The sequence below is a fragment of the Armatimonas sp. genome (assembly GCF_043757465.1).
Taxonomy (GTDB): Bacteria; Armatimonadota; Armatimonadia; order Armatimonadales; family Armatimonadaceae; genus Armatimonas.
This window is the reverse complement of sequence record NZ_JAYVPL010000089.1, coordinates 1-21,812: the sequence shown is the minus strand read 5'-3', so window position 1 is coordinate 21,812 and position 21,812 is coordinate 1. Positions and strand designations below refer to the sequence as shown.

At 60.6% G+C, this 21,812-nt stretch carries 21 protein-coding genes; 11 read left to right on the top strand and 10 right to left on the bottom strand.

All coding sequences use genetic code 11. From position 1 onward, the window contains the following. From ACH2ED_RS11825 to groES, 5 genes are all read right to left on the bottom strand, one after another. On the bottom strand, positions 1 to 564 hold a 564-nt coding region (locus ACH2ED_RS11825), incomplete at its 3' end, for an AAA family ATPase (RefSeq protein ID WP_395091253.1). Next, the gene (locus ACH2ED_RS11820; protein ID WP_395091251.1) at positions 555 to 974 is read right to left on the bottom strand and encodes an HNH endonuclease; all 420 of its coding nucleotides are present in this window, start codon (positions 972 to 974) and stop codon (positions 555 to 557) included. The genes ACH2ED_RS11820 and ACH2ED_RS11825, both read right to left, overlap by 10 nt. Next, complete coding sequence (locus ACH2ED_RS11815) at positions 974 to 1,189, bottom strand: hypothetical protein (RefSeq protein WP_395091250.1); 216 nt, start codon at positions 1,187 to 1,189, stop codon at positions 974 to 976. The genes ACH2ED_RS11820 and ACH2ED_RS11815 overlap by 1 nt, the downstream gene beginning before the upstream one ends. A 90-nt stretch (positions 1,190 to 1,279) precedes the next feature. Then, positions 1,280 to 2,917, bottom strand: coding sequence for a chaperonin GroEL (gene groL, locus ACH2ED_RS11810; protein WP_395091248.1), 1,638 nt, complete (start codon positions 2,915 to 2,917; stop codon positions 1,280 to 1,282). Between the two features lie 9 nt (positions 2,918 to 2,926). Further along, a complete protein-coding gene (groES, locus tag ACH2ED_RS11805) occupies positions 2,927 to 3,214 on the bottom strand; it encodes a co-chaperone GroES (protein WP_309686531.1) in 288 nt (95 codons plus the stop codon). A gap of 339 nt (positions 3,215 to 3,553) precedes the next feature. On the opposite strand from groES, the gene ACH2ED_RS11800 reads away from it, so the two are divergent. Together ACH2ED_RS11800 and ACH2ED_RS11795 are read left to right on the top strand one after the other, a co-directional pair. Further along, positions 3,554 to 4,258, top strand: a complete 705-nt coding sequence (locus tag ACH2ED_RS11800) for a response regulator transcription factor (RefSeq protein WP_395091247.1) — start codon at positions 3,554 to 3,556, stop codon at positions 4,256 to 4,258. After that, the gene (locus ACH2ED_RS11795) at positions 4,255 to 5,643 is read left to right on the top strand and encodes an ATP-binding protein (RefSeq protein WP_395091245.1); all 1,389 of its coding nucleotides are present in this window, start codon (positions 4,255 to 4,257) and stop codon (positions 5,641 to 5,643) included. Before ACH2ED_RS11800 ends, ACH2ED_RS11795 begins: the two co-directional genes overlap by 4 nt. Here ACH2ED_RS11795 and ACH2ED_RS11790 read toward each other — a convergent pair. Next, complete coding sequence (locus ACH2ED_RS11790) at positions 5,624 to 6,613, bottom strand: adenosine deaminase (RefSeq protein ID WP_395091243.1); 990 nt, start codon at positions 6,611 to 6,613, stop codon at positions 5,624 to 5,626. The two genes, ACH2ED_RS11795 and ACH2ED_RS11790, sit on opposite strands and share 20 nt — an antisense overlap. A 14-nt stretch (positions 6,614 to 6,627) precedes the next feature. Continuing rightward, positions 6,628 to 6,843 carry a hypothetical protein gene (locus ACH2ED_RS11785; RefSeq protein ID WP_395091241.1) on the bottom strand — a complete coding sequence of 72 codons (216 nt, stop codon included), beginning with the start codon at positions 6,841 to 6,843 and terminating at the stop codon, positions 6,628 to 6,630. 76 nt (positions 6,844 to 6,919) lie between these two features. Here ACH2ED_RS11785 and ACH2ED_RS11780 point away from each other — a divergent pair, with 76 nt between their 5' ends. From ACH2ED_RS11780 to ACH2ED_RS11770, 3 genes are read left to right on the top strand one after another with little or no spacing between them, the layout of a single operon-like run. Further along, positions 6,920 to 8,020: a type III polyketide synthase gene (locus tag ACH2ED_RS11780; RefSeq protein ID WP_395091239.1), complete on the top strand. Its 1,101-nt coding sequence runs from the start codon at positions 6,920 to 6,922 to the stop codon at positions 8,018 to 8,020. After that, positions 8,017 to 8,694 (top strand): methyltransferase domain-containing protein, encoded by a 678-nt coding sequence (locus tag ACH2ED_RS11775; RefSeq protein ID WP_395091237.1) that lies wholly within the window; start codon positions 8,017 to 8,019, stop codon positions 8,692 to 8,694. The genes ACH2ED_RS11780 and ACH2ED_RS11775 overlap by 4 nt, the downstream gene beginning before the upstream one ends. Further along, a complete protein-coding gene (locus ACH2ED_RS11770) occupies positions 8,682 to 9,800 on the top strand; it encodes an FAD-dependent oxidoreductase (protein WP_395091235.1) in 1,119 nt (372 codons plus the stop codon). The genes ACH2ED_RS11775 and ACH2ED_RS11770 overlap by 13 nt, the downstream gene beginning before the upstream one ends. 112 nt (positions 9,801 to 9,912) lie before the next feature. Here the strand turns inward: ACH2ED_RS11770 and ACH2ED_RS11765 are convergent, their stop codons facing one another. Continuing rightward, positions 9,913 to 11,634 (bottom strand): family 10 glycosylhydrolase, encoded by a 1,722-nt coding sequence (locus ACH2ED_RS11765; protein WP_395091233.1) that lies wholly within the window; start codon positions 11,632 to 11,634, stop codon positions 9,913 to 9,915. A gap of 18 nt (positions 11,635 to 11,652) precedes the next feature. Then, entirely contained in the window at positions 11,653 to 11,913 is a 261-nt protein-coding gene (locus tag ACH2ED_RS11760) for a hypothetical protein (RefSeq protein ID WP_395091231.1), read from the bottom strand. 116 nt (positions 11,914 to 12,029) lie between these two features. On the opposite strand from ACH2ED_RS11760, the gene ACH2ED_RS11755 reads away from it, so the two are divergent. The 6 genes from ACH2ED_RS11755 to ACH2ED_RS11730 all read left to right on the top strand — a co-directional run bounded on the left by ACH2ED_RS11755 (position 12,030) and on the right by ACH2ED_RS11730 (position 19,965). Beyond that, positions 12,030 to 13,379: an RtcB family protein gene (locus ACH2ED_RS11755; RefSeq protein ID WP_395091229.1), complete on the top strand. Its 1,350-nt coding sequence runs from the start codon at positions 12,030 to 12,032 to the stop codon at positions 13,377 to 13,379. Between the two features lie 166 nt (positions 13,380 to 13,545). Further along, on the top strand, positions 13,546 to 14,100 hold the full coding sequence (locus tag ACH2ED_RS11750; RefSeq protein WP_395091227.1) for an RNA polymerase sigma factor: 555 nt from the start codon (positions 13,546 to 13,548) through the stop codon (positions 14,098 to 14,100). Between the two features lie 40 nt (positions 14,101 to 14,140). Next, on the top strand, positions 14,141 to 14,614 hold the full coding sequence (locus tag ACH2ED_RS11745) for a hypothetical protein (RefSeq protein WP_395091225.1): 474 nt from the start codon (positions 14,141 to 14,143) through the stop codon (positions 14,612 to 14,614). 2 nt (positions 14,615 to 14,616) lie between these two features. After that, on the top strand, positions 14,617 to 17,151 hold the full coding sequence (locus ACH2ED_RS11740; protein WP_395091224.1) for a CHAT domain-containing protein: 2,535 nt from the start codon (positions 14,617 to 14,619) through the stop codon (positions 17,149 to 17,151). 4 nt (positions 17,152 to 17,155) lie between these two features. Continuing rightward, on the top strand, positions 17,156 to 18,427 hold the full coding sequence (locus tag ACH2ED_RS11735; RefSeq protein WP_395091223.1) for a S8 family serine peptidase: 1,272 nt from the start codon (positions 17,156 to 17,158) through the stop codon (positions 18,425 to 18,427). A gap of 257 nt (positions 18,428 to 18,684) precedes the next feature. Continuing rightward, positions 18,685 to 19,965, top strand: coding sequence for a DUF4382 domain-containing protein (locus ACH2ED_RS11730; RefSeq protein WP_395091221.1), 1,281 nt, complete (start codon positions 18,685 to 18,687; stop codon positions 19,963 to 19,965). An 82-nt stretch (positions 19,966 to 20,047) separates the two neighbouring features. On the opposite strand, the gene ACH2ED_RS11725 is transcribed toward ACH2ED_RS11730, so the two are convergent. Next, positions 20,048 to 21,658, bottom strand: a complete 1,611-nt coding sequence (locus tag ACH2ED_RS11725) for a C2 domain-containing protein (RefSeq protein ID WP_395091219.1) — start codon at positions 21,656 to 21,658, stop codon at positions 20,048 to 20,050. Positions 21,659 to 21,812 lie beyond the last annotated feature (154 nt).

Here is a 21,812-nt window from a genome sequence, read left to right as displayed (position 1 = left end):
AGCCGAAGCCACAGAAGAAGTGGGCATCCTAAGAGATGCCCACGTATCCCAAGCGGTCACGGAGCAAGCTCCGGGGAATGTACCCGTATGCGATTCATTAAAATTATTGTTACCATCATAAATTACATCTACAGGTGGGTCAGCATTCACATTAAATTCAGGTTGTAGCAAAGGAAAAAAATCTGCAAAATTTCCAGCAAGAAATGTAGAAGATTTCATCCCAGTTTCACTAGAATTCAGTGGTTTTATGGCAATATTGACTTGCATTTTGAAATTTTTAAAATGTTCATCAATATCTATAAAACCGTCTCCAGTGTTAAGATTTTCAAAATCAATTTCTTGAGCTCGCATTAGCGAATTCCAATTCATATCTCCCGCTACTACATCTAAATTATCTTCCCCCATAAGCCCAACCGCAAGTAATCTAATAATCGTACTCTTTCCCATACCATTCTCACCAAGCAATACAACCCACTTGCAGGGTTCGCCGTTTTCGTCGGTGAAGTCTAGGTCTAGCTCTTCGAAGCAGGCTATGTTTTCCAGGCGTAGAGATTTCAGGTACATGGGGAAATTATACCGCGTGCCCTCAAAATCACTCTGTGGCTAACGCTGTTCCGATTCGCCTGGCTGAAGACCAAATGCTGCTTCAATCCGTGCCAGACGCTATGAAGACGACCGCGCTCTGTCAACCCCAAGAGACTTCCATCGTCGCCTTCCTGAATATGATGTGCGATCTCATCCTGGCCGGGATGTAGCAATCGTCCCGCAACCTCCGCAGACCAGAAATGGCCCTTGAACTCGTTACAGGCATGGCAAGCATAGACAAGATTTTCGAGCGCATGACTTCCCCCATGACGCACAGGCCGAAAGTGGTCAATGGTAAGTTCGGCCCCGATTTCTTCTTCGGAAATGCCACAGTAGGCACAGCGGAACCGATCTCGTTGACGCACCTGCCTTCGCAGAGAAAGGCGCATCAGTGTACCGGGCGAAGGCGGGCAATCTCGGAGTCCACTTGCTGCATCTCCCGCCAGAGAGCCTCTAACCGTTGCGCTAGCACTTCTTTTTGAGAAATCAGTGCCTCAAGCGCTGTGTTTCGCGCCTCATGCTCGTCCGTCTGCATCCGAAGTCGCTCCGTTGCCTGCTGTAAACGGGCATCAAACTCAGCAACACTAAGTGATTTTTCTTCCATTTCGTTATGCTACCACGGAGCAAACAAATAGAAAACCCCTCCTCCCAGGGTTGGGAGGAGGGGTCGGCGAAGCCGGGAGAGAGGGCTAGCTTAGAACCCGCCCATGCCGCCCATTCCGGGCATGCCACCACCGCCGCCGCCACCGGGGGCGGGTGCGGACTTCTCGGGGCGCTCGGCGATTAGGCACTCGGTGGTGAGGAGCAGGCCCGCGATGGAGGCCGCGTTCTGCAGGGCAAAACGGGTCACCTTGGTCGGGTCCACCACACCAGCGGCGAGCAGATCCTCGTAGGTATCCGTGGCCGCGTTGTAGCCCTTACCGGACTCGCGGACATTGCTCACCACGACGGAGCCTTCTTTACCGGCGTTCTCCGCGATCTGGCGGGCCGGAGCCTCCAGTGCCTTCTTGATGATCAGCGCGCCGATCTTCTCGTCGCCGCTGTAGTCGGCAAGGTCAATGGCGTCGGCGGCCAGCAGAAGCGCGTGACCTCCTCCCGCGACGATGCCCTCTTCGACGGCGGCGCGGGTCGCGGACAGAGCGTCCTCAATGCGCAGCTTCTTCTCTTTCAGCTCAACTTCCGTGGCCGCGCCCACCTTGATGACGGCAACGCCACCGGCAAGCTTAGCAAGACGCTCCTGGAGCTTCTCACGGTCGTAGTCGGAGTCGGAGTTATCAATCTGTGCCTTGATCTGGGCGATGCGGCCCTGAATCGCGGCGGGAGCGCCTGCGCCCTCGACAATCGTGGTGTCCTCTTTGGTGATGACAACACGCTTGGCGCGGCCCAGGTAGGTTAGGTCCACGTTCTCCAGCTTCAGACCCAGATCCTCGGTGATGAACTTGCCCTCGGTAAGAATCGCGAGGTCCTCCATCATGGCCTTGCGGCGGTCGCCAAAGCCAGGAGCCTTGACCGCGACCACGTTCAGGATGCCACGCAGCTTGTTGACCACAAGAGTTGCCAGTGCTTCGCCGTCTACGTCTTCTGCGATGATCAAGAGCGGCTTGCCGGTGCGAGCAACGGCCTCCAGCGGCTTGATCAGATCCTGGATGGAGCTGATTTTCTTCTCAAAGAGCAGCAGGTACGGCTCCTCGATCACAGCCTCCATGCGCTCCGCATCGGTGACCATGTAGGGGGAGATGTAGCCCTTGTCGAACTGCATCCCTTCCACGAGATCCAGCTCGGTCTGGGTGCCCTTGGACTCCTCAACCGTGATCACGCCATCCTTGCCCACGGCGTCCATAGCCTTGGCCACGAGCGTTCCGATAGTCTTGTCGTTGGCGGAGATGGTCGCGACATTAGCGATCGCATCGTTGCCCTCAACCACCACGGCCAGCGCGTGCAGGCTCGCCACGACGGCGTCCACGGCCTTGTCCATCCCGCGCTTGATCAGCATGGGGTTGGAACCGGCGGCGACATTGCGGAGCCCCTCTTTGACGATGGACTGAGCAAGCACAGTAGCGGTCGTGGTACCGTCACCGGCCACGTCGTTGGTCTTGGAGGCCACTTCGCGAACGAGCTGTGCGCCCATGTTCTCGAACTTGTCCTCGACTTCGATCTCCTTGGCAATAGTGACACCGTCGTTGACAATGCTCGGAGCGCCGTATTTTTTCTCAAGCACGACGTTGCGGCCCTTGGGTCCCATCGTCACACGGACTGCGTCGGCCAGAATATTGACGCCACGCTCCAGCGCACGCCGGGCGGCCTCATCGTAGATAATTTCCTTGGATGCCATGGTGTCTGTTTAGCCCTCCTGGATCCCAAGGACATCGTCCTGGCGCAGAATGATCAGCTCTTGACCATCCACTTTGATCTCGGTGCCACTGTACTTGCCGTAGACGACTTTATCGCCCACTTTAATTTCCATGGCGGCAACGGTGCCATTGTCCAGTGTCTTGCCCGGCCCAACGGCCAGCACTTCCGCCGTCTGCGGCTTCTCTTTTGCGGTGTCGGGCAGGAGAATTCCCCCCGCCGTGGTCGTCTCGGCCTCGACGGCCTTCACAACGATTCGGTCTCCAAGTGGTTTCAGCATTTTTAATTGAACCTCAAATGTAACAGATTTTGGGCAGCACAAGTCCCTAGCACGTTTTAGCACTCTCGGGTCGAGTCTGCCAACCGGAGAAAAGCATACCGCAGTACAGCGTATATTTCAAGACACCAAGCATAAATCCTACGAAAAATTCGTAGGATTTATTGTCCGCCCACTGAAAGTAGGCGTCTGAGGGCCTTCGGCCAAAAAGTCGCTCCGCGACTGAGAAATTTAGAGGTACCCAATCGCGGAGCGATTTCTCAGCCGAGGCACGAGGCTCTTAGACACCCACTTTCAGTGGGTGGTTGGGCGATTCCTGAAAAAGGCTCGTACAATGTTTTTATGCGCGTGCTCTTGATCGAAGACGAAATCCCTCTGGGACGGCTGGTGTCCCAGGGGCTGGAGCTGGCGGGCTACAGCGTGACCTGGTGCCGCGACGGCTTAGACGGCTTCGAGCGCGCTTGCGAGGGCGGCTGGGCGGTGATCTTACTGGATTTAATGCTGCCCGGAATGGACGGCTGGGGCGTCTGTCGGCGGCTGCGAGACCGGCGCAACACCACGCCGATTCTGATGCTCACGGCCCTCGACGAAATCGAGGAGCGGGTCAAAGGGCTCAATCTCGGAGCGGATGACTATCTGCCTAAGCCCTTTGCTTTTGAGGAGTTACAAGCGCGGGTGGCGGCGCTGCTGCGGCGGGAGCGCCTGCAGCGGCGGCGGCATATTAAAGTGGCGGATATCGAGATAGATACCGAGGCGCAGGAGGCCACGCGCGGCGGCCAGCTCCTCGCCCTGACTCCCCGTGAGTACGAGCTGCTCACCACGCTCGCCAGCCGTGAGGGCCATGTGATTACCCGAGAGGCGATTCTCGCCGCCTGGGGCGATCCCGACTCAGCCTCGAACACGGTGGATGTGCACGTGGCGGCGCTACGCCGAAAGATAGACGGGGGACGCGAAGAGAGCCAGAAGCTTATTCATACGGTTCACCGACGCGGCTATATTCTGCGGGAGGCCCCCCCCGCCCCTAATAATAATGAGGGAGTCCTGTGAGGATTTCGGTTCGCACGCGCCTGACCATCGGCAGCGTCAGCCTCCTCGCCCTGGCGCTGCTGGCTTTTGCGGGTGCGACGCGCTTTGTGGTGGGGCGGGTGCTCTGGGGACGGCTGGACGAGATGCTGATTCAGCAGGCAAAACACGACTCGGAGCGCATGGCTCGGCGCGGCCCCAGTGGCCCCAATGGCCCAGACGGCCCTGAAGGACAGGGACGCCCCCCACGCGGCTTTGACGGGCCGCCGGGAGCCCCGCGCCCCCGTCCCGCCGAGCTGGGCTTGCTTCTCCAACCACGCCACTGGAACTTCGACAACGACGATACCGACGGCCAGGCCCCCTGGTCTACCGCGAGTCTTGATACGGCAAAGAAAGGCACGGCGGTGTTTGGCACAGGGGAGGAGGACGGCATGGAGCTGCGTACCTACACCCTTCCTATCACGGATCCTGAGGGCCACACACGCGGCGCGGTTCAGACAGCGATTCCTACCGGCCCCACCGAAGCGGCGCTGGCCTCAGTGGCTTACAGCCTGGTGCTGCTCCTGCCGGTACTTTGCCTGGTCGCGGGTCTAGGTGGGCTCTGGCTGACCAGTCGGGCGCTGGCTCCCATCCGCCAGCTCACCGAAGTGGCCAGCCATATCGAGGCCGAGAATCTTGCCGAGCGCCTGCCCGAACCCGGTGGCGGCGATGAGCTGGATCAGCTCACAAAGATGCTCAACCGCTCTCTAGCACAGCTTAATGATGCCTTCACGCGCCAGAAACAGTTCACGTCGCATGCCAGCCACGAGCTACGTACCCCACTGGCGACCATCAAAACGGCACTGGGCCTGCTCCGCCGCTCCGATCTGCCACCCGCCCTGCGCGATGAGGCCATCTCCAGCGCCGACGATGCCACGGACCGGGCGAACCGGCTGGTGGGGGATCTCCTCTTTCTGGCCCGCTCCCAGAACGGTGCGTTCCCCGTCCGCCGCACCGAAGTCCGACTCGCGGAGGCACTTCTCGCCGCCGTTCCTGCTCCTGCGACACTGGAGGTCTTCCCCACCCTGACGTTTGCCACAGACCGCGACCTACTACTTCGCCTCGTGAGTAATCTAGTCAGCAACGCCCTGAGGCACACGCCCCCCGAGGGAAAAGTGGCGGTTCACGCCACCCGCGACGGCACCACGCTCGTGCTCACGGTCTCCGACACGGGCTGTGGGATCGCGCCGGAGCACTTGGAGAAGCTCGGCCAGCCCTTCTTTCGCCCCGACACCGCCCGCACCCGCGACGACGGCGGCGCGGGGCTGGGCCTCTCCATCTGCCACGCCATCGCCGCCGCGCTGGGCGGAACCCTCACCATTGAGAGCACACCCGGCAAAGGCACCACGGTCACCGCAATACTGCGCTAAACGCAAATTTATACCCCACGGCGGCGTGGGCTAAAATATCGTTGAAGTGGATCGCTTCAGCGCGGACGAGCTTTTCGTACTCATTCACGAGCTTTCCGGCCTCGCCGTGGAGCGCGGGGTTGTCCGTGGCAATCGAGATGGCGACTCCGGCGGCGGCGCAGCGCTCGAAGACGGGGCGTAGCTCGGCGAGGTTTTGGAGTGTGTTGGTGCGCAGATACGTGGTCGGGCAGACTTCCAGGCAGATGCCGCGCTCGGCGAGCTCGGGGAGCAGCTCGGGGCGGTGCAGCGCGATCTGGATGCCGTGGCCGATGCGCTCTAAGTAGGGAAAGAGGCTCGGGTGGATGTCCGTGGGGTCAGACTCGGCCATGTGCGCCGTGGTGTGCAGCCCCAGAGATCTTGCCTCGGCGTAGAGCTCCGCCCACTGGTCTAGTGTCGGGCCGCCGGGCTGGTACGGGCCCGCTAAGTCTACAGCAACCACTTCCGGGAGAGCTTTGGCGAGCGCGATAATCTGGCGGTTGAGCGCGGGCGTAAAGCCTCGGTCCATACAAAGAATAAAGGCGGTGCGGATGGGAAACTCGGTCTGGGCGGCACGAATGACTTGTTGCGCGGCCTCGGGCATCAGGGCGAGGCGATCGGCTTCGGGGAGACGGATGGGCGTGCGCTTGTAGGGGTTGAAACGCAGCTCTAAGTAGTCCAGCGCCTCAAAGACCGCCGCGCCACGCACCGCGCGGTGCGTGAAGTAGGCCAGCTCCTCGGATTGCAGTTCCTCGACAAGATGGTGCACGCTCAGATAGTCGGCGAGGTCGGTAAAAGGCCGGTTGAAGAAATACGAAAAAGCGGCGTAGTCCGGGAACTGCTCCCGGAGCCGCGCCGCAGTTGCCGTCTGCCGACCGTGCTTCTCAATCCAGCCCCAGAGAATGCGTGCATGGGTCGCGCCCCCTAGGTGCCGGTGCAGATCAGGAAAGTTCACAAAGCGATTGTACTCTAAATCCGCATGAGGGGAATCCCCAGCTCACGCTTCGCAAGAATGTCCAGAAGTGCTGCCTGCGCCATGTCTTTATCGTCGTAGTAGGCCAGCATCTGTGGCTTGCCCCCAATCTCGACTTTGAGCGCGGCCCCCGAACCGGTGACTTCGATAAATAAACGAGCGACATGATTAATATTATATGCCGCACTTGACTTCTTACTATAGATCCACATTAAGGCGCCTTCCTGGTGAGAGTATCGGCAAAGTCGCCTTAGAACTACAGCCGGAAAATCAGAGATACAATTCAGCATGCCTGTCTATCTTCATCATATCGAGACACTTCTGCCCGAAACTTCCTACGCCCAGGAAGAGATTGCTGCCGCACTAAAACGCTCGGTGACGCAAGGTGACCGGCGCACGGAGAAGATCATCCACCACCTCTATGCCCACTCGGCGATTGAGCGGCGCGCTAGTGTGGTGACGGATTTTCTCCCAGGCGCGGCCCCAGGCATTTTCTACGACCAAGCAGCCGATGCGTTTCTCTGCCCCTCGACAGGGGCGCGCAACGCACTCTACACCAAGGCGGCCCGCACGATGTTTCCGAGTATTGCCGCCCATGCGCTGGAGGCGGCTCCGGGGTTTGCGCCCGAGCAACTCACACATCTCATCACAGTTTCCTGCACGGGGTTCTTCCAGCCCGGCCCGGACTTTGCGATACTCAAAGCGCTGGGGCTCCACGCCTCGGTGGAGCGCTACCATCTGGGCTTCATGGGCTGCTACGCCGCCTTCCCCGCACTGCGTATGGCACGGGCATTTTGCGAGGCTAACCCGGATGCTGTGGTGCTCGTGGTTTGTCTGGAGCTATGCTCACTGCACGTGCAATGGACGGCGGGAATGGACGATCTTCTCGCGGGTTCCGTGTTCGCCGACGGGGCGAGTGCGGCAATTATCAGCGCCCGTGAACCCGTGGGCGCGGCGCTTCGCTTAGATGCATTCGCCTCCGCAATAGCGCCCGCAGGCGACTCTGACATGGCATGGACAATTGGCGATATTGGCTTTCAGATGCAGCTCTCCTCGTACGTGCCCGAGATCATCCAGACCAGTGTCGTTGCTGCGATCCAGCCGATCCTCAGTAAGACACACCTCACCCAGGAGCAAGTGAGCCACTGGGCAGTGCATCCCGGCGGGCGGGCGATCCTAGATAGAGTGGAGAAGGGCCTGAGACTGCCCGAGACCGCCCTGGCCGCCTCACGAGAAGTGCTGAGAAACTGTGGCAACATGAGCAGCGCCACGATTCTCTTTGTGCTAAAAGAGCTACTCACACGCGGCATCACCCCAAGTGACACCCTGCTGGCCATGGCATTTGGGCCAGGCCTGACCATCGAAACAGCGCTGCTGACGGCGGTATGACCCACTTTCTCAGCACACGCGCCGAGACACTCACGGAGCGTATGGACGAACCAGGCTGCGATCCACAAAAGCTGACGCGTACCTACGCGCAGTTTCCGTCTATCAATGCGCTCCTCTCCGGTTGGACACAGATCTACTACCGCGAGCTTCGCCCCGCGTTGCAAGAAGGCGCCCAAACCGTTCTGGATATCGGCTGTGGTGGCGGTGATGTAGTGCGGCACCTCGCACGGCTCGCCCGGCACGATGGTCTGCCCGCGACGTTTCTCGGAGTAGATCCCGACCCGCGCGCCATCGCCTTCGCACACGAGCAAGAGAACCAAAATAATGTCCGCTTCGAGCAGACCGATGCGTATAGCCTCCGCACACGCTTTGATCTCGTGCTCTCCAACCACGTGCTGCACCATCTCGCCGACGAGGACATCCCCACTCTGTGCGCGGCCTGCGAGCGACTCGCCACGGTTCGTGTGGTGCACAACGATCTCTGCCGTGATGACTGGGCGCTGGCACTCTTCCCTCTGATCGGTGGCTGGTTCCAGGGCTCCTATATCCTTGAGGACGGCCTGCGCTCGATCCGCCGTGCCTTCACTCTCACAGAGCTTCAGGCGCTCACTCCGGCAGGCTGGACAGTCCAAACCTCCTCCCCGTTTCGGCTTCAACTACAATGGAAACCGTAGAGATCGCAATTATTGGCGCAGGGCCGGTCGGGCTCACGCTCGCGTGCTTGCTGGCACAGCGTGGCCTAAAAATCGTGGTACTCGAAGCGCGCACCGAGCGCTCGCCGCACTCACGTGCCATCGGCATTCACCCGCCCGCGCTGGATATATTGAACACGCTGGGGCTCGGGGAGGCGCTCCGAGCCGAGGGCGTGGCAATCCACGGCGGCCAGGTCTTCTGCGATGCCCAAAAACGCGGGCGGCTCGCCCTCCCAGAGTCCCCTCTTGCCCTGCCGCAAGCACGCACGGAAGCACTCCTGGAGGCACGACTAGAAGTCCTTGCACCCGACGCACTCCGCCGAGGCTATGAGTTTGTAGGCGTTGAGCAAAACCAACAAAGTGTCCAGATTTTCTGCACGGCAGGCGAAACTCTCAGCGCGGCGCTTTTAGTGGGGTGCGATGGCAAGAATAGCTCAGTTCGCCCCCTCGCAAAAATCACGCAGACCGGCGCTCGCTACCCGGACCGCTACCTGATGGGAGACTTCGCCGACGACACCGAGTTTGGCAGCGATGCGGCTCTGTTCTTCAGCCGCCAGGGGATCGTCGAGTCGTTCCCCCTGCCCCATCAGCAGCGCCGCTGGGTCGCCCGGCTCGGTGAGGCAAGCTGCCCACAAGATGTCGAAAGCCTTGCCACGCTGATCCTCGCGCGCACGGGGCGGCGGCTCCCCGTACAAACCTGCTCCTGGATCAGCCCCTTTGGCATCGAGGGGTTCGTCGCGGATACGCTTCTGCAAGGACGTGTCGCACTCGTAGGCGATGCCGCCCATGTCGTCAGTCCGATTGGCGGTCAGGGCATGAACCTTGGTATTCTCGGCGCGGCAACCCTCGCCGATGCCTGGAATGGAGCGCCTGAGTCACTCGAAAACGCCCTTGCCACGCACCGTCGGCTGGCAAAACGCGTGGCGCGAAGGGCGGAGTTCAACACCAGAATGGGCCGCCCCTTGCCCGTCAATGATCCTAGGCGAGCATTTATCACGCTGGCTCTGAGGCTTCCACCGCTCATACGAAAGTTTGGTGATGTTTTTACGATGCGTGATTTAACCTCTCCCCACTCGCACCGCTCGTGACCCTCTCCGGCTCATATCAGGCGTAGCCTGTGAGCAACGCAGTTGCTCGTACGTGCTCCACCGCTTGCGGTGGGGGTTCGGGAGGGTGGCGAGCGGTGCGAGTGGGGAGAGGTTAAAACCCCGTCCCTGAGGTTCCTCGGTAGAGAATCACGGGCGGCTCGGGCTTGCCACTGGCACGTTGTGCAGTGCGGCGGCGGCGCAGCTCAGTGAGGAGGCCGGGCACGGTGTGGGGCGCGGGAGCGCTGACTTTGAAGGCCTCGGTAAAGAGCGGCCAGAGCGGCTCGATATCGTGCGAGAGATCGAAACACATGATGCCCTGGGTCGTGGCGCAGGCGGCTTGCAGCGTGCGCTTGAGCTCCTCCGGGCGATTCTTGTAGTGCTCCAGTGAGATCCCCGCATAGACAAATGTCGCATCCCCCACGGCCCGATTCGAGAACTGCCCGGCGGCCTCCACGGTATCGCCGATATTGCGCCCCAGAGCCAGCGCATCCCGCAGGGTGGGGATTTTGTAGTAGCAGCCCGTTACCATAAAGTCCGTCAGCCCCGCCCAGCCCGCGCTTCGGTAGCTATCACTGAGAAAGTGCAATCCCGCTTGCAGGTCATCGGCGGCCCAGTTTGCTCCCAGCTCCGGGTAGTCCGGGTACCACGAGCCGACATAGGTGGCGAAGCTTAGCTGCGGCTTGATCGCCTTCACGGTCTTGGCGGCATCGGCGACGAAGTTTTTCAGGGTCCGGGCGCGAAACGTCAGCCACTGCTCGTAGAGCGGGCCGGGTACGGGCCAGCGGCGGCTCAGGTCTGGCCAGGCAACCTCCCAGCGGAAGATATCCTGCGGCCAGCTCTCCACCGGCTTGCCCAGAGCCTTCTCAAAGTCCTGCCGGGCGAAGTCCGAAAAATCGGCGTTGAGCGCGGCGTAGCGCAGCCGGTCATCGAAGATCACGCCGTCTATATCGTAGCCCCGCGCCACTTCCGCGAGAATCTCAAGCAGGCGCTGCCGCACGTCGGGGTGATGGGGATTGGTCATCAGCGGCACCTGGCGCTGGGGCATGTCCCCGAGCTTCACAAAGCGTGGGGTCAGTGTGGGCACGAGCGTCTCCCCGAGCTTCTTCGCCCGCAGCCATGTGGCCTCACTTGCCCCCACCGCCACGAAAAATGCGCCCCCCTCGCTGGGTTTGGGGGCAAGTGCCGCCAGGGACACACCCTCAAAGAGCGCCACGAGCTTGCCGTCTTTGTCGAGCGCGACCGAAAAACTCTCCGCCGTGAGCCTCGGCAGCTTGCTCGTCTCCGTGACAATCTGCAGCGCCTCGCCCAGCGTGTTCCCCTCGACAGCAACCGTGTTTTCGTAGAGCACTGTCTGCCACTGCGGCTTCTCGACCGCGAGGCCCTTCTTGGGAAACTCCCGGTGCCCCTCGGAAAACGCATTGAACGCGATAATTAAGCTGAGGCCTTGCTTGCGACACTCCGCACTCATGACTTTGAGGGGATCAAAATCAGCGGGCAGCTTGTAGGTCGCCCAGGGCCGCACCCACTCGGTGAGCTTGGGAGCGAACTTGCTCGGGTAGAGCATCTCCCCTAAAATCGGCTTGACATCAAAAACCACGGTGTTGAACCCGACACTCTTGATCTTGGCCACGAGCGCCTGAATCTTCTCCGCCGTGTTCACCCGGTCTATATTGGCGGTCGCGTCCACCCAGAGCACGCGCCCCTGGGCCTTCTGCTCCCGACAGAGCGCCTGCGCTAGCCCGTAGCCCGTGTTGGGTTCATCCAGCAAGACGGCAGGCAGGTGGGGAAACGGCAGCGCAGTCTGCGCCGCAGGAACAGCAACTTGGGGAATCATCACCGCTTATTCTACAGCTTATGGGCGGTAGTACTCCGGGTACTTATCCGGATCCCAGGCGAGCTTGCCCAGCCCCGTGTAGAGATAGCTGCTCCCCATCCAGAGCACCGTAAGCTGGGCCAGCAGAAGAAAGCCATTGGGCTGCCCTTCGGGACAGTACGGCTGCGACGGCAAGACGTCTGATTTAGCGGGGTACGGTGCCTGCCAGATGGGTCCATAGCACACCCGCCGTGTGTTTTTGACATCCTCGCGGATAATGTAGGGAGGAAAGAGTCCCATACAAACTACCAGAAAAACCACCGCGATTCGCAATAGACGCTGAGCTGAGTTCATCTGCAAATCCCTCCGACATTTTATCTTTAACACTGTACCACTTTCCTGCGATACTGTGCCGTATGAGCTATAAAGATGCCTGCGTTCGCCATGAAAGTGGCGGCTACTATACCCTGGACTTCCATGAGCTAGGACTGGAGAACCCTGCACGCCTTTTCTTCACCGAAAAACTCTTCGGCCAGCTTGAAGAATCGGTATTTGCACAGCTTGCCTGGGCCGCAACCTATCCTGGTGTCAAGGACTTAGTTCTCACCCCGGATGCCCATGTCGGCAACTGCGTCCCCGTGGGCTGCGTCATCTCCACCGATGGGACGCTGCTACTCGCCCCGATTGGTTTTGATATTGGGTGCGGAATTTTATGCTTCAAGTCCGATGTCCCCCATACCAAAGGGTTGGATGAAAAACTACGGCGCAAGTTCAGCGAGGAAGTGATGCGTCGCATTGGACTAGGGGTCGGGCAGCGCGGAAATATCTCCGTGAGCAACAAGCAATTCCAAGAGATCATCCGCACCGGCGCGGCGGCACTGGGCTACGAGCGAGAGAACTCCGAGCGGGATTTCCTGCCCGTGGACGATGGCTGGGAAGCGCCCGAGCGGGCGTTTAACCGTGGCATTGGCCAGCTTGGCTCTCTTGGGGGAGGCAATCACTTCGCGGAGTTGCAGCATGACCAAGACGGCTATCTGTGGGTGATGGTACACACCGGCTCGCGTGGCTTTGGCTTTCAGCTCGCACAGCACTACATGTACGCCGCCCGCGCCGAAGTCAAAGACCGACACGGCATCGGCGTCGAAGCGACCTACATCAAGCCGGACTCCAAGCTCTGGTGGGGCTACAAGAACGCGGTGTCTGCGGGGGCAAACTTCGCCATCGCCAACCGCTTGTTTCTCTGGGAGCAGATCGGCACGGCATTTCGGCGGGTCTTTGGCAAGGAGCCCGAGCTGGTCTACGAGATCAGCCACAACTTAGCGCAACCCGAGAAAACCCCCGACGGTGACTCCGCCTGGGTACACCGCAAGGGCGCGACCCGTGCCTATCCGGCAGGCCACCCGGAGCTGGTGGGAACCAAGTGGGAAGCCACCGGCCATCCCGTGCTCATCCCCGGCTCGATGGGCGACAACAGCTACATTCTGCGTGCCAGGCCCGGCGCGGCCAATGCGTTGTGGAGTGTCAATCACGGCTGTGGTCGCAAGATGAGCCGTGGCGCGGCCAAGCAGAGCCTCACCCAGAGCGGGGTGAATCGCCAGATGAAAGCGCTCAATGTGATGGTAAATGCGGGCGGCAACGTCCCCATTGACGAGTCCCCCGATGTCTACAAACCCGCCAAAGACGTAATTGATGCCGTGGTCGCGGCTGATCTTGCCACCGTCGAAACCATCCTCACCCCGATTGCCAGCATTAAAGGCGTGGATTAGAGAGCCCCCTAACCCCCGCCGGGCGGGGGAACAATGAGGTTAGGCTACTTTCTGGCGCAGGGGATACTCTTGCGCCAGAGCGGCTATCGGGATTTGTAGCGCCTCACTGAGCTGACGGATAATGCGGGACTCTCGCTTGCGCGGCAAATTTGATATAACAAAACCGATGTGGAAGCGTGGATGGAAAGAGCGCACGGATACGGAGCTTATTGCTGCGTGTCTGGGAGGCGAGGCGGCGGCGTGGGAGGCGCTGATCTTGCGCTACCAACGGCTGATCTTTCATATTCCACTCCGGATGGGTTTTTCACAAGCCGATGCCGAGGATATTTTCCAGAATGTCAGCCTCAAGCTTTGCCTGCATCTTTCCGAGCTGCGCGACACGGAGCGCCTGGCGGGCTGGATTGCACAGGTGGCGCGGCAAGAGGGCCTGCGGCTCCTGCGACGCAAACCAACCATGGGCCTGGAAGACGCCGAGGCGCTCGCCGATACCCACTTGCCCGAAGAAGACTTGCTCGCCGCCGAGCAAGCGCACTTCGTTCGGCAAGCACTGGAGCACTTGCCGGAAAAGTGCCAGAGGCTGCTGGGCCTGCTCTACGCCGACGAAGCCACGCCGTATGCTGAGGTCTCGCAGCAGCTTGGGATTCCTGTGGGCAGTATCGGGCCGCAGCGGGCGCGGTGTCTGGAGCGGCTGAAAAAGAAGTGGGAGGAGCTGGAGGCGTAGGCGTATTTTTTCCGACGCTTGCGGGTTCTTGATAAGAGACATGGACGAATTTACGGACGAGTGGCTGCAAACAACTCTACGGTCGGCGCTGGAACCGGAGCCTGCGCCGTCGGCGGAGGCGCTTGGCTTCGCCCTCGGGCTGGCACGGATGCTGCCTAAACCCCATCGTCCGTCTCTTATTGCTCGATTGGTCTCGGGCGGCCAGCCACTCGCCACGGCGCGTGGCGGCGAGGCGCAGCAGCGGCTCTATGAGACCGAGAGCCATCTGATCACGCTCTGGGACGAGGCCGACTCGGGGACGAACCGCTATCTGATTGGGCAAGTCTATGCGAAAAATAACGGGCCGCTGGTGCCCGAGTCCGTGACGCTGTTTTCGGTGCAGAGTACAGAGACAAGCGCCCGGCAAGAGGGTAGTGAGTTCCACGTGGCGGGGGTCGCGCCTGGAGTCTATGCCCTGCGCTGCGCTCTGGAGAGCGCGGATATTCTTCTGCCCGGAGTCGAGGTCGGCAGTTAGACATGGACGCACTCTCGGAGGCGCGCGCCCTCCGGCAGCAGGGCCGCCACGAAGACGCCCTAGCCGCGTTTGCCCGTGCTGTCCAAGCCGCACAAGACGTAGGCGACACGCTTCTGGCCACGCAAGTTCGGATTGGCGAGATTGATAGCCTCGGCATGTTAGGCCGCTACGATGAGGCCCTTGCTCTGGCAGAGATGCTAGAGCCGCAGCTTCCACCCCGCGATGCCGCGCGTGTGCTTGGCAACCTGGGAAGCCTGCACCTGCGCCGCGACCAGTACCCCGAAGCGCTGACCTGCTACGAGAAAGCGAGCCGGTTAGACGCGGACCCACGCCTGCACGCCGGGCTTGCGGTGAACGCGGGAATCACTCTCACCTATCTAGGACGCGAGGCAGAGGCAGAGGAGCGCTACGCGCGGGCGCGTGAGATCTACACCACGCTAGGCTCCGCATTTGATGCCGCCGTCGTCAACACCAATCTGGGCTTTCTGAGTGTCACGGCGGGCCGCTACGCCCGTGCGCTTGCACTACTCACTGAGGCAATTTCTGTGTTTCAGAGCGAGGGCACCGTGCACGAGGAGGCGCGAGCGGCCATTGATGCGGGTGAGGCCTGCCGTGCGCTGAATCTCTGGCCCGAGGCACTGGCGCACTACAGCCGTGCCCAAGCGATCTTTGCACAGCTTCCCCTAGACTACGACCGTGCGCGCGCTGCACTTGGCCAAGCGGCGATTTTAGCACAGCAGGGCCGCGACAGCGACGCGGAAGCGGCACTGACTCAGGCAGAGACGCTCTTTGTGGCGCAGGGTAATACTGTTCAGCAGGCACATCTGCAGCTTCTGCGTGCGCTGCTGCGTCAGCGCCGAGGCCGCGAAGCCGAGGCTCGCGTGGCCGCGCAAGCCGCATGGACAGGCTTTAAGCTCGCAGGCTTGCCCGGCTGGGCCGCCGAGGCGCAGCTCCTTCTGGGTGAGGAGCTGGAGAGTGTCGCAGCGCTTGCCCGCACCACGGGTAAAGTCTGGCTGGAGAGTCGCGCGGAGCGTGCGCTCGGGCTACAAGTGCAAGCAACGGACAGAGCCACGGCACTAGAGCACTTCCGGCGCAGTGTCACCGCACTGGAGAGCCTTCGGGCGGGAATCGCGCCCGAGGAGCTGCACGTGGCGTTTCTCTCCGATAAAGAAGCGATCTACAGCGAGCTGGCGAGTTTACTGCTCAGCGGCTCTCCCACCGAAGCCGAGCTTGCCGAAGCGCTAGCCGTCACGGAGCGCTCCCGCTCACGGCTGCTTCTGGAGCGCGTGCTCTCCGCCGCTGAGAGTTTGCCGTCCAGCCCGACGCTGGAAACGCTCCGGGCGGAGCTCAGCCGTGCCTACCGAGAGACACTACCTCAAGACCCGAGCGAGCCCCAGCGCCACGGCCAGCTCTCCCGCGATCTCTCGCAGCTCGAAAACGCCTACGCGCAGGCTCTCCGCAAGAGTGAGCTGGCACACTTGCTACCGAAAAGTATCTTCCAGAGCACGCTGCCCGATCTGGCAGCGCTTCAAGCAGCGCTCGCGCCCGACGAAACCCTGCTGATCTTTGGACACTTTGGGGAGAGCCTCGGGGCATTTGTACTGGAACGAGAGCGCCTCACTGCCTTCCCCCATCTGGCGGGGTTATCTGAGCTCCGGCATGCAGCGCGTCGCTTTCGCTATCACTTGCAGAAAATGGCAGGAGCCCCCGCGCTCCGGCCTCTGCTCGCACCCGCTCTCAAGATCGAGCTGGACGCCGTTCTTTCACAGCTCTACGACTTAGTTTTCCGACCCCTTGCCCCAAAAATCCGCACAGAGCGGCTGGTTATCGTCCCGACAGGCGTGCTGCATGGGCTTCCTCTCGCGGCCTTTCGCGACGGAGACACCTCCTTACTCGATCAGTACGAGCTGGTTATCACGCCCAGCGCCGCGATCTGGCACACACTGGTGAGCCGACGTAGACAATCAAAGCTCCGTACCGGCCCGGCACTCTTAGTGAGCCTGCCAAGCGTGGGAACCGAGCAGGCACAGGCTGAAGTCGAAGCAATAGCGCCGTGTCTCACGGAGGTGACGGCGCTCGCGGGCAGTGCGGCAACCCTGACGGCGGTACGAGAACGGATGAAAGGCAAGGCGATCCTGCACTTTGCGACCCATGCGCTCTTTCGGCAGGATAATCCGCTCTTCTCGGGCTTGCAGCTCTCCGACGGGTGGCTTCTGGCGCGAGATCTCTATGGCTTGCCGCTCGATGCCGATCTGGTCACTCTTTCGGCGTGCCAGACGGCGGTGGCACAGATCGCGGCGGGCGACGAGCCTTTTGGGTTGGTGCGTGGCTTTCTGGCCGCAGGAGCACAGCGTGTCGCTGCGAGCCTCTGGCCTGCCGATGACGCGGCGACGGCGGCACTGATGCAGGGATTCTACGGGAAAATCGCGCGGGGACAGACACCGTCCCAAGCCTTGCGAGCGGCACAGCAAGAGCTACAAGCGCTGTGGCCGCACCCGTACTACTGGGCGGCGTTCTGCCTGATGGGGAGTGGATAAAGAAATGTTAACGAGATCAGCATTTGGCGCACTTGCTTTACTGGGACTTGGGATTTTAGGTCTGGCACTGAGCGGCTGTGGCGGAAGCGGCGCGAGCGCTTTCCCCTCGCCTTTTGGCAACAATAATGAGCGAGGGATTCTGCTACGGATTCAGCCGGGCACTGATGCCGCAGCACTGGCACGCGAGTACGGGCTGACACTGGAGGATGGCGATCCTAGCGGCAACCTCTACCGTTTCAGGCAACGCGAGGATGATAAAGAGGATCGCACTAAGCTCTCGGAGCGACTACGAGGCGATGCGCGCTTCACCGATGCTGAACCTGACGACGGGGTTCGCTGCCCGGAAGGTGGCAGTGTCACAGGAGACCCGATCCACGTCCCTTTTGATTTTGTAGGTACCAGTGACAGTCGCTACACACCCCTTGCAAGTGATTTTAGTAGTGTGGCTATCAATCCCACCGCCAGCCAGCAGCTCGGGCTCAGCGCCTCACGGAGCATCAAGCGCACCAGTGCTGTCATTGTTGCGGTGCTCGACACAGGGGTGCAGGCCAGCCACCCCACTCTGAGCGGGCATCTTGTGGCGGGCTACAATGCCATCACGCCCAGCGCCACGCCTGAGGAAGTGGCCGATGGCGTGCAAAACCAGGTGCAGGGGCATGGCACGATGGTCTCAGGCGTCATCGCACAGCTCGCTCCCGAGGCAAAGATTCTGCCGGTGCGCGTGCTCAACGCCGATGGCACGGGAACGGTATTTAATGTGGTGCGGGGCCTGCGCTGGGCCGTTTCGCATGGCGCAAGTGTGGTGAACTTAAGCTTTGGCACGCCCACTGCCTCGCGCACCCTTCAGAGCGCCATTCAGGACGCTCGCAAGGCGGGGGTGGTGATTGTTGCGTCGGCGGGAAATGCGGGAAAAGAGCAGCGCGACTATCCAGCGGGCTTCAGTGAGGCCATTGCGGTGGCGGCAGTGGATAGCACGGATACGAAAGCCAGCTTCTCCAACTACGGCTCGCATATCACGCTCTCCGCGCCGGGCACCAGTATCCGCAGCACCTACCTCAATAGCAGCTTCGCCACTTGGTCGGGCACGAGCTTCGCCGCCCCGTTTGTCGCGGGAGCCGCCGCGCTGATCCGGGCTTCCAATCCCAGCCTCGACTCGGATAAAGTCGCGGATGCACTGCGCAAGAGTGCCCGCTCGGTGGACTCACTCAATCCCAGCTACTCCGGCAAGCTCGGCAAAGGGGTGCTAAATATCCCCGGTGCGCTCGCGGTGAAGTAAGCTAACAAATCGCCCCTCGTATCGCCCCCATGAACGGGGGCGTCATTTTGACGTCGCAGGCTCCGACACGAAGGCCCTCCGGGCCATACAGAGTTGATTCGGGATGGGCGGCACGCCCTTTGTGTCCGAGGCACGAGGACAATAAGACGCCCCGGTTCATCGGGGCGATTTATTTTCCCCACACTGTATTATTTGCCCCACAAGCGTCTTCTTACTAAGTGAATCCGACACGACTTCGGAATGGAGAACAATAACCAATGAAATTTGTGAAGATTACCGCACTGAGCATTGCAGTGGGCGCACTGAGCATTGCAATGGGCGCACTGATGCTAGCAGGCTGCGGCGGTGGCGGCACCTCGGCATTAACGGGTAGTCGGGCGACGATCCTGGTGACGGACAGCCCCCGCGAAGACTACGGCCATATCTGGGCCACCATCTACCATGTGGAGCTGACTCCTCAAGGCGGTGGTGCTCCCGTGGTGGTCTTTGACAATGCGGCAGGGGTAACTCTCGACCTCAGAACCTTGCGCGATGCCAGCGGTGCTCGCTACTCCTTCCTGAGTAGTGCCACGGTGCCCGCCGGAACGTACACGGGAGTGAGCATAACTGTGGCCTCGACCATGCAGCTCATCAAGACGGGCCAGACAACGGGCACCTCGCTGACGGTGGATGCTAGTGTCGCACGAGATGTCAATGGCAACGCGGTGATCCCTGTCACCTTCCGCTCCCCCAAGACCATCAGTGCCACAGCGACCAATATCTGCATTGACTTCGATCTGGCTCGTTTTATCGTTCGGGGAAGCAATATCTTGCCCTCCGTGGTCGAGGGCGATGGTGCGGGACTCAGTGATCCCGCTCGCCACGAGAAAGATGACTACCACGGCACGGTGAGCGCTATCTCCGGGACGGCTCCCACACTGAGCTTCACCCTCACCATGGGCAGCGGCCAGACCGTCGCCGTGACCACCACCGCCTCCACCGCTCTCTACGGTGCCACTCTCACAGAGGGCGCAAAGGTCGAGATCGAGGGGACGCTGGACACCACGGCCCAGACTCTTGTCGCCACAAAACTTGAGGTTCGCGGTACGGGTAGCATCGCCGACGACTGGAAAACGCCACGAGCAGGTGGAGTCGCCTCCGCACTGAACGCCGCCGCGGGCACCTTCACCCTGACCATCCAGCGCGCCGGTGGCTTCACGGTCGCAGGTACCACGGTGAGTGTCGTCACCAACGCCTCCACGGTCTTCCGGGGCGACAAGGGCGCAATGCTCGCCGCCGCAGACTTCTACGCCGCACTGGCCACCACGCCCAATGTCGGGGTAGAAGGCACCTACGATGCCACGACCAACACGCTCACGGCCACCAAAGCCCGTGCGTTCGATCCCCGCAAAGACGGTATCGGCAAAGTCGGCCAGAAGCATGACTTCCGCGATGCCGCCGAGCACGGCAGTGGCGGGGATGCCGTGAACGACCACGGCTGGGGCAACGAGTCCACTCATGGTGGCGGCGGCAATAGCGGCCATGGCAACGACAACTAGCCTCACCTAGAGCTTGCCTCCAAAAAAAAGCGAGCCTGGCAGTTTCTGCCAGGCTCTTTTTTACATCAACAGCAAGTTACTTTCAGCGTCGCTCCGCGACCACCCCTCCCACGAGCCCCAGAGCGAGCAGGGAGAAGATACCAGGGAATACCGATGCTTTAGCAACCGAGACCGGCTCCTGCCCATCGTTGTCCGGCGCAAGATCGGCCAGCTTGCGGGAACGGCAGTAGGCTTTCAGGAAAGCGGGATCCTTCCCCTTGCCTCCCTCTCCCCAGGGCTTATCGTGGTTGTCGAAGATCCCACGCACATCTCCACTGAGCTCCTGACTTCGGGTATTGAGGGTCATGTCGAGATCAACTTTATCCCCCGGATTGATGTCGCAGTGGTCGTCACTTATCTTGAAAGGCATGTCCTCGTCCCAGACCTCGATATGAATGTCCACACGCTCTTTCGAGTCGTCCACGAACTTGAACGTATCCCAGGGGTCCACGACACGCTCTTTATTCTGGTAAGTATTCTCGATCAGGGTCATTCCATCAATGGTGATCTTCGCGTAGAAATCAGCGGTTCCCAGGGAGTCAATCTTCGTGTCAAAGAGTCCTACGGGGAGTTCTTTGATCTCGGTGGCACGCACCACGATCATCTGCTTCTTGATCGGGATGTGCGCCACTTTGGGAACGGCAACCGTGGCCGGAGCATCCACACCAAGCTCTTGTCGGCCATCGGCATTGGCTGCGGTGAGTGCCCAGACACAGTTGTGCTTTTTGATATAGTCTTCTGAGGGTACGGGGGTGAAGAACGGGCGGGTGAACTTTTCGCAGGGAGTCGTCATCCAAGCGGCCCCTGCCGCATAGAACTCAGGGCCGCTTCCGCTCCCCTTTCCCTTCCAGTGTCCATCGTTGCCATCGGCTGCCACCCACTCGGAGATACGATAGGCAGCCTCCAGCCCCGCTTTGAGCTGTGATCGGTCGGAGCTGCTCAGGCTCTGGTGCTGAGCCGCTTGCCACTCGTTGGCGTCAATTTCCGTGACCCAGGCACGCACCTGGCTTACCCACTGGCGCGACGCGGCATAGGCGAACGTATAGGCACGATGAAACTCCGGGCGCGACTGCGAGTCGTGGTTCAGACCGTGGGTGTAGTTGCCATGATCGTTGGCTCCCGGTGGATTGGAGAGCGCGGGGTAGCTGCCCGTTCGGACACTATTACGGTTCTTGGTATCAAACCAGGTGACGGTCGCGTAGTCGGAGCCGGGAGGGGCGGGATGTGTCTCGACCCAGTTGGAATGGGTGTAGAAGTCCTGGACAGCATGCAAGCTCATGCCAAGTAGCACTAAGATACGAAACGAGTCCTTGTTACGTGCCGCTTCTTGAAAGGCAATCTTGGAGTTGACCGTGAAGCGCTGCCAGTAGTGATCCACCTGGCTCGTCGTGGTCAGGTTATCGAAGTGGAGCTTGTCCAGGCTCACATGAATCGAGGGCAGTACCTTTTTCAGAAGAGGCTGATTGGTGTAGTAGTCCGTAAGCCAGTTCTCTAGCTGCACCGTCTCATTGGCATCCTGGTTGAACCCAATCTCCGCAAGCACCTCACGTGTCAGATCCTGGTGCGGCCCGGTATCAAACGCTTTCGCGGCGGGCACGAGGCCGACCAACAATCCCAAGGCAAGCAGTCCTTTGCTGCCATATTGTTTAAACATCTCTCAAAACCTCCCGAGTGCCAGCTCTCTCAAACCGAGCGAGGCTAACTCTAATCTAACTCCAGTCATGGGTTGAAACTCCCGGTGTAGAATGAGTTTGACAACCAAACCTACCCCAGGAGTTTCCCCATGAGTATAGCCCAATCAGACACTG

Bases quoted from the DNA above. Each gene is read 5' to 3' on its own strand.
- ACH2ED_RS11820 (WP_395091251.1), bottom strand. From the start codon at position 974: ATGCGCCTTTCTCTGCGAAGGCAGGTGCGTCAACGAGATCGGTTCCGC.
- ACH2ED_RS11815 (WP_395091250.1), bottom strand. From the start codon at position 1,189: ATGGAAGAAAAATCACTTAGTGTTGCTGAGTTTGATGCCCGTTTACAG.
- groL (WP_395091248.1), bottom strand. From the start codon at position 2,917: ATGGCATCCAAGGAAATTATCTACGATGAGGCCGCCCGGCGTGCGCTG.
- groES (WP_309686531.1), bottom strand. From the start codon at position 3,214: ATGCTGAAACCACTTGGAGACCGAATCGTTGTGAAGGCCGTCGAGGCC.
- ACH2ED_RS11800 (WP_395091247.1), top strand. From the start codon at position 3,554: ATGCGCGTGCTCTTGATCGAAGACGAAATCCCTCTGGGACGGCTGGTG.
- ACH2ED_RS11785 (WP_395091241.1), bottom strand. From the start codon at position 6,843: ATGTGGATCTATAGTAAGAAGTCAAGTGCGGCATATAATATTAATCAT.
- ACH2ED_RS11780 (WP_395091239.1), top strand. From the start codon at position 6,920: ATGCCTGTCTATCTTCATCATATCGAGACACTTCTGCCCGAAACTTCC.
- ACH2ED_RS11775 (WP_395091237.1), top strand. From the start codon at position 8,017: ATGACCCACTTTCTCAGCACACGCGCCGAGACACTCACGGAGCGTATG.
- ACH2ED_RS11770 (WP_395091235.1), top strand. From the start codon at position 8,682: ATGGAAACCGTAGAGATCGCAATTATTGGCGCAGGGCCGGTCGGGCTC.
- ACH2ED_RS11765 (WP_395091233.1), bottom strand. From the start codon at position 11,634: ATGATTCCCCAAGTTGCTGTTCCTGCGGCGCAGACTGCGCTGCCGTTT.
- ACH2ED_RS11760 (WP_395091231.1), bottom strand. From the start codon at position 11,913: ATGGGACTCTTTCCTCCCTACATTATCCGCGAGGATGTCAAAAACACA.
- ACH2ED_RS11755 (WP_395091229.1), top strand. From the start codon at position 12,030: ATGAGCTATAAAGATGCCTGCGTTCGCCATGAAAGTGGCGGCTACTAT.
- ACH2ED_RS11750 (WP_395091227.1), top strand. From the start codon at position 13,546: ATGTGGAAGCGTGGATGGAAAGAGCGCACGGATACGGAGCTTATTGCT.
- ACH2ED_RS11745 (WP_395091225.1), top strand. From the start codon at position 14,141: ATGGACGAATTTACGGACGAGTGGCTGCAAACAACTCTACGGTCGGCG.
- ACH2ED_RS11740 (WP_395091224.1), top strand. From the start codon at position 14,617: ATGGACGCACTCTCGGAGGCGCGCGCCCTCCGGCAGCAGGGCCGCCAC.
- ACH2ED_RS11735 (WP_395091223.1), top strand. From the start codon at position 17,156: ATGTTAACGAGATCAGCATTTGGCGCACTTGCTTTACTGGGACTTGGG.
- ACH2ED_RS11730 (WP_395091221.1), top strand. From the start codon at position 18,685: ATGAAATTTGTGAAGATTACCGCACTGAGCATTGCAGTGGGCGCACTG.
- ACH2ED_RS11725 (WP_395091219.1), bottom strand. From the start codon at position 21,658: ATGTTTAAACAATATGGCAGCAAAGGACTGCTTGCCTTGGGATTGTTG.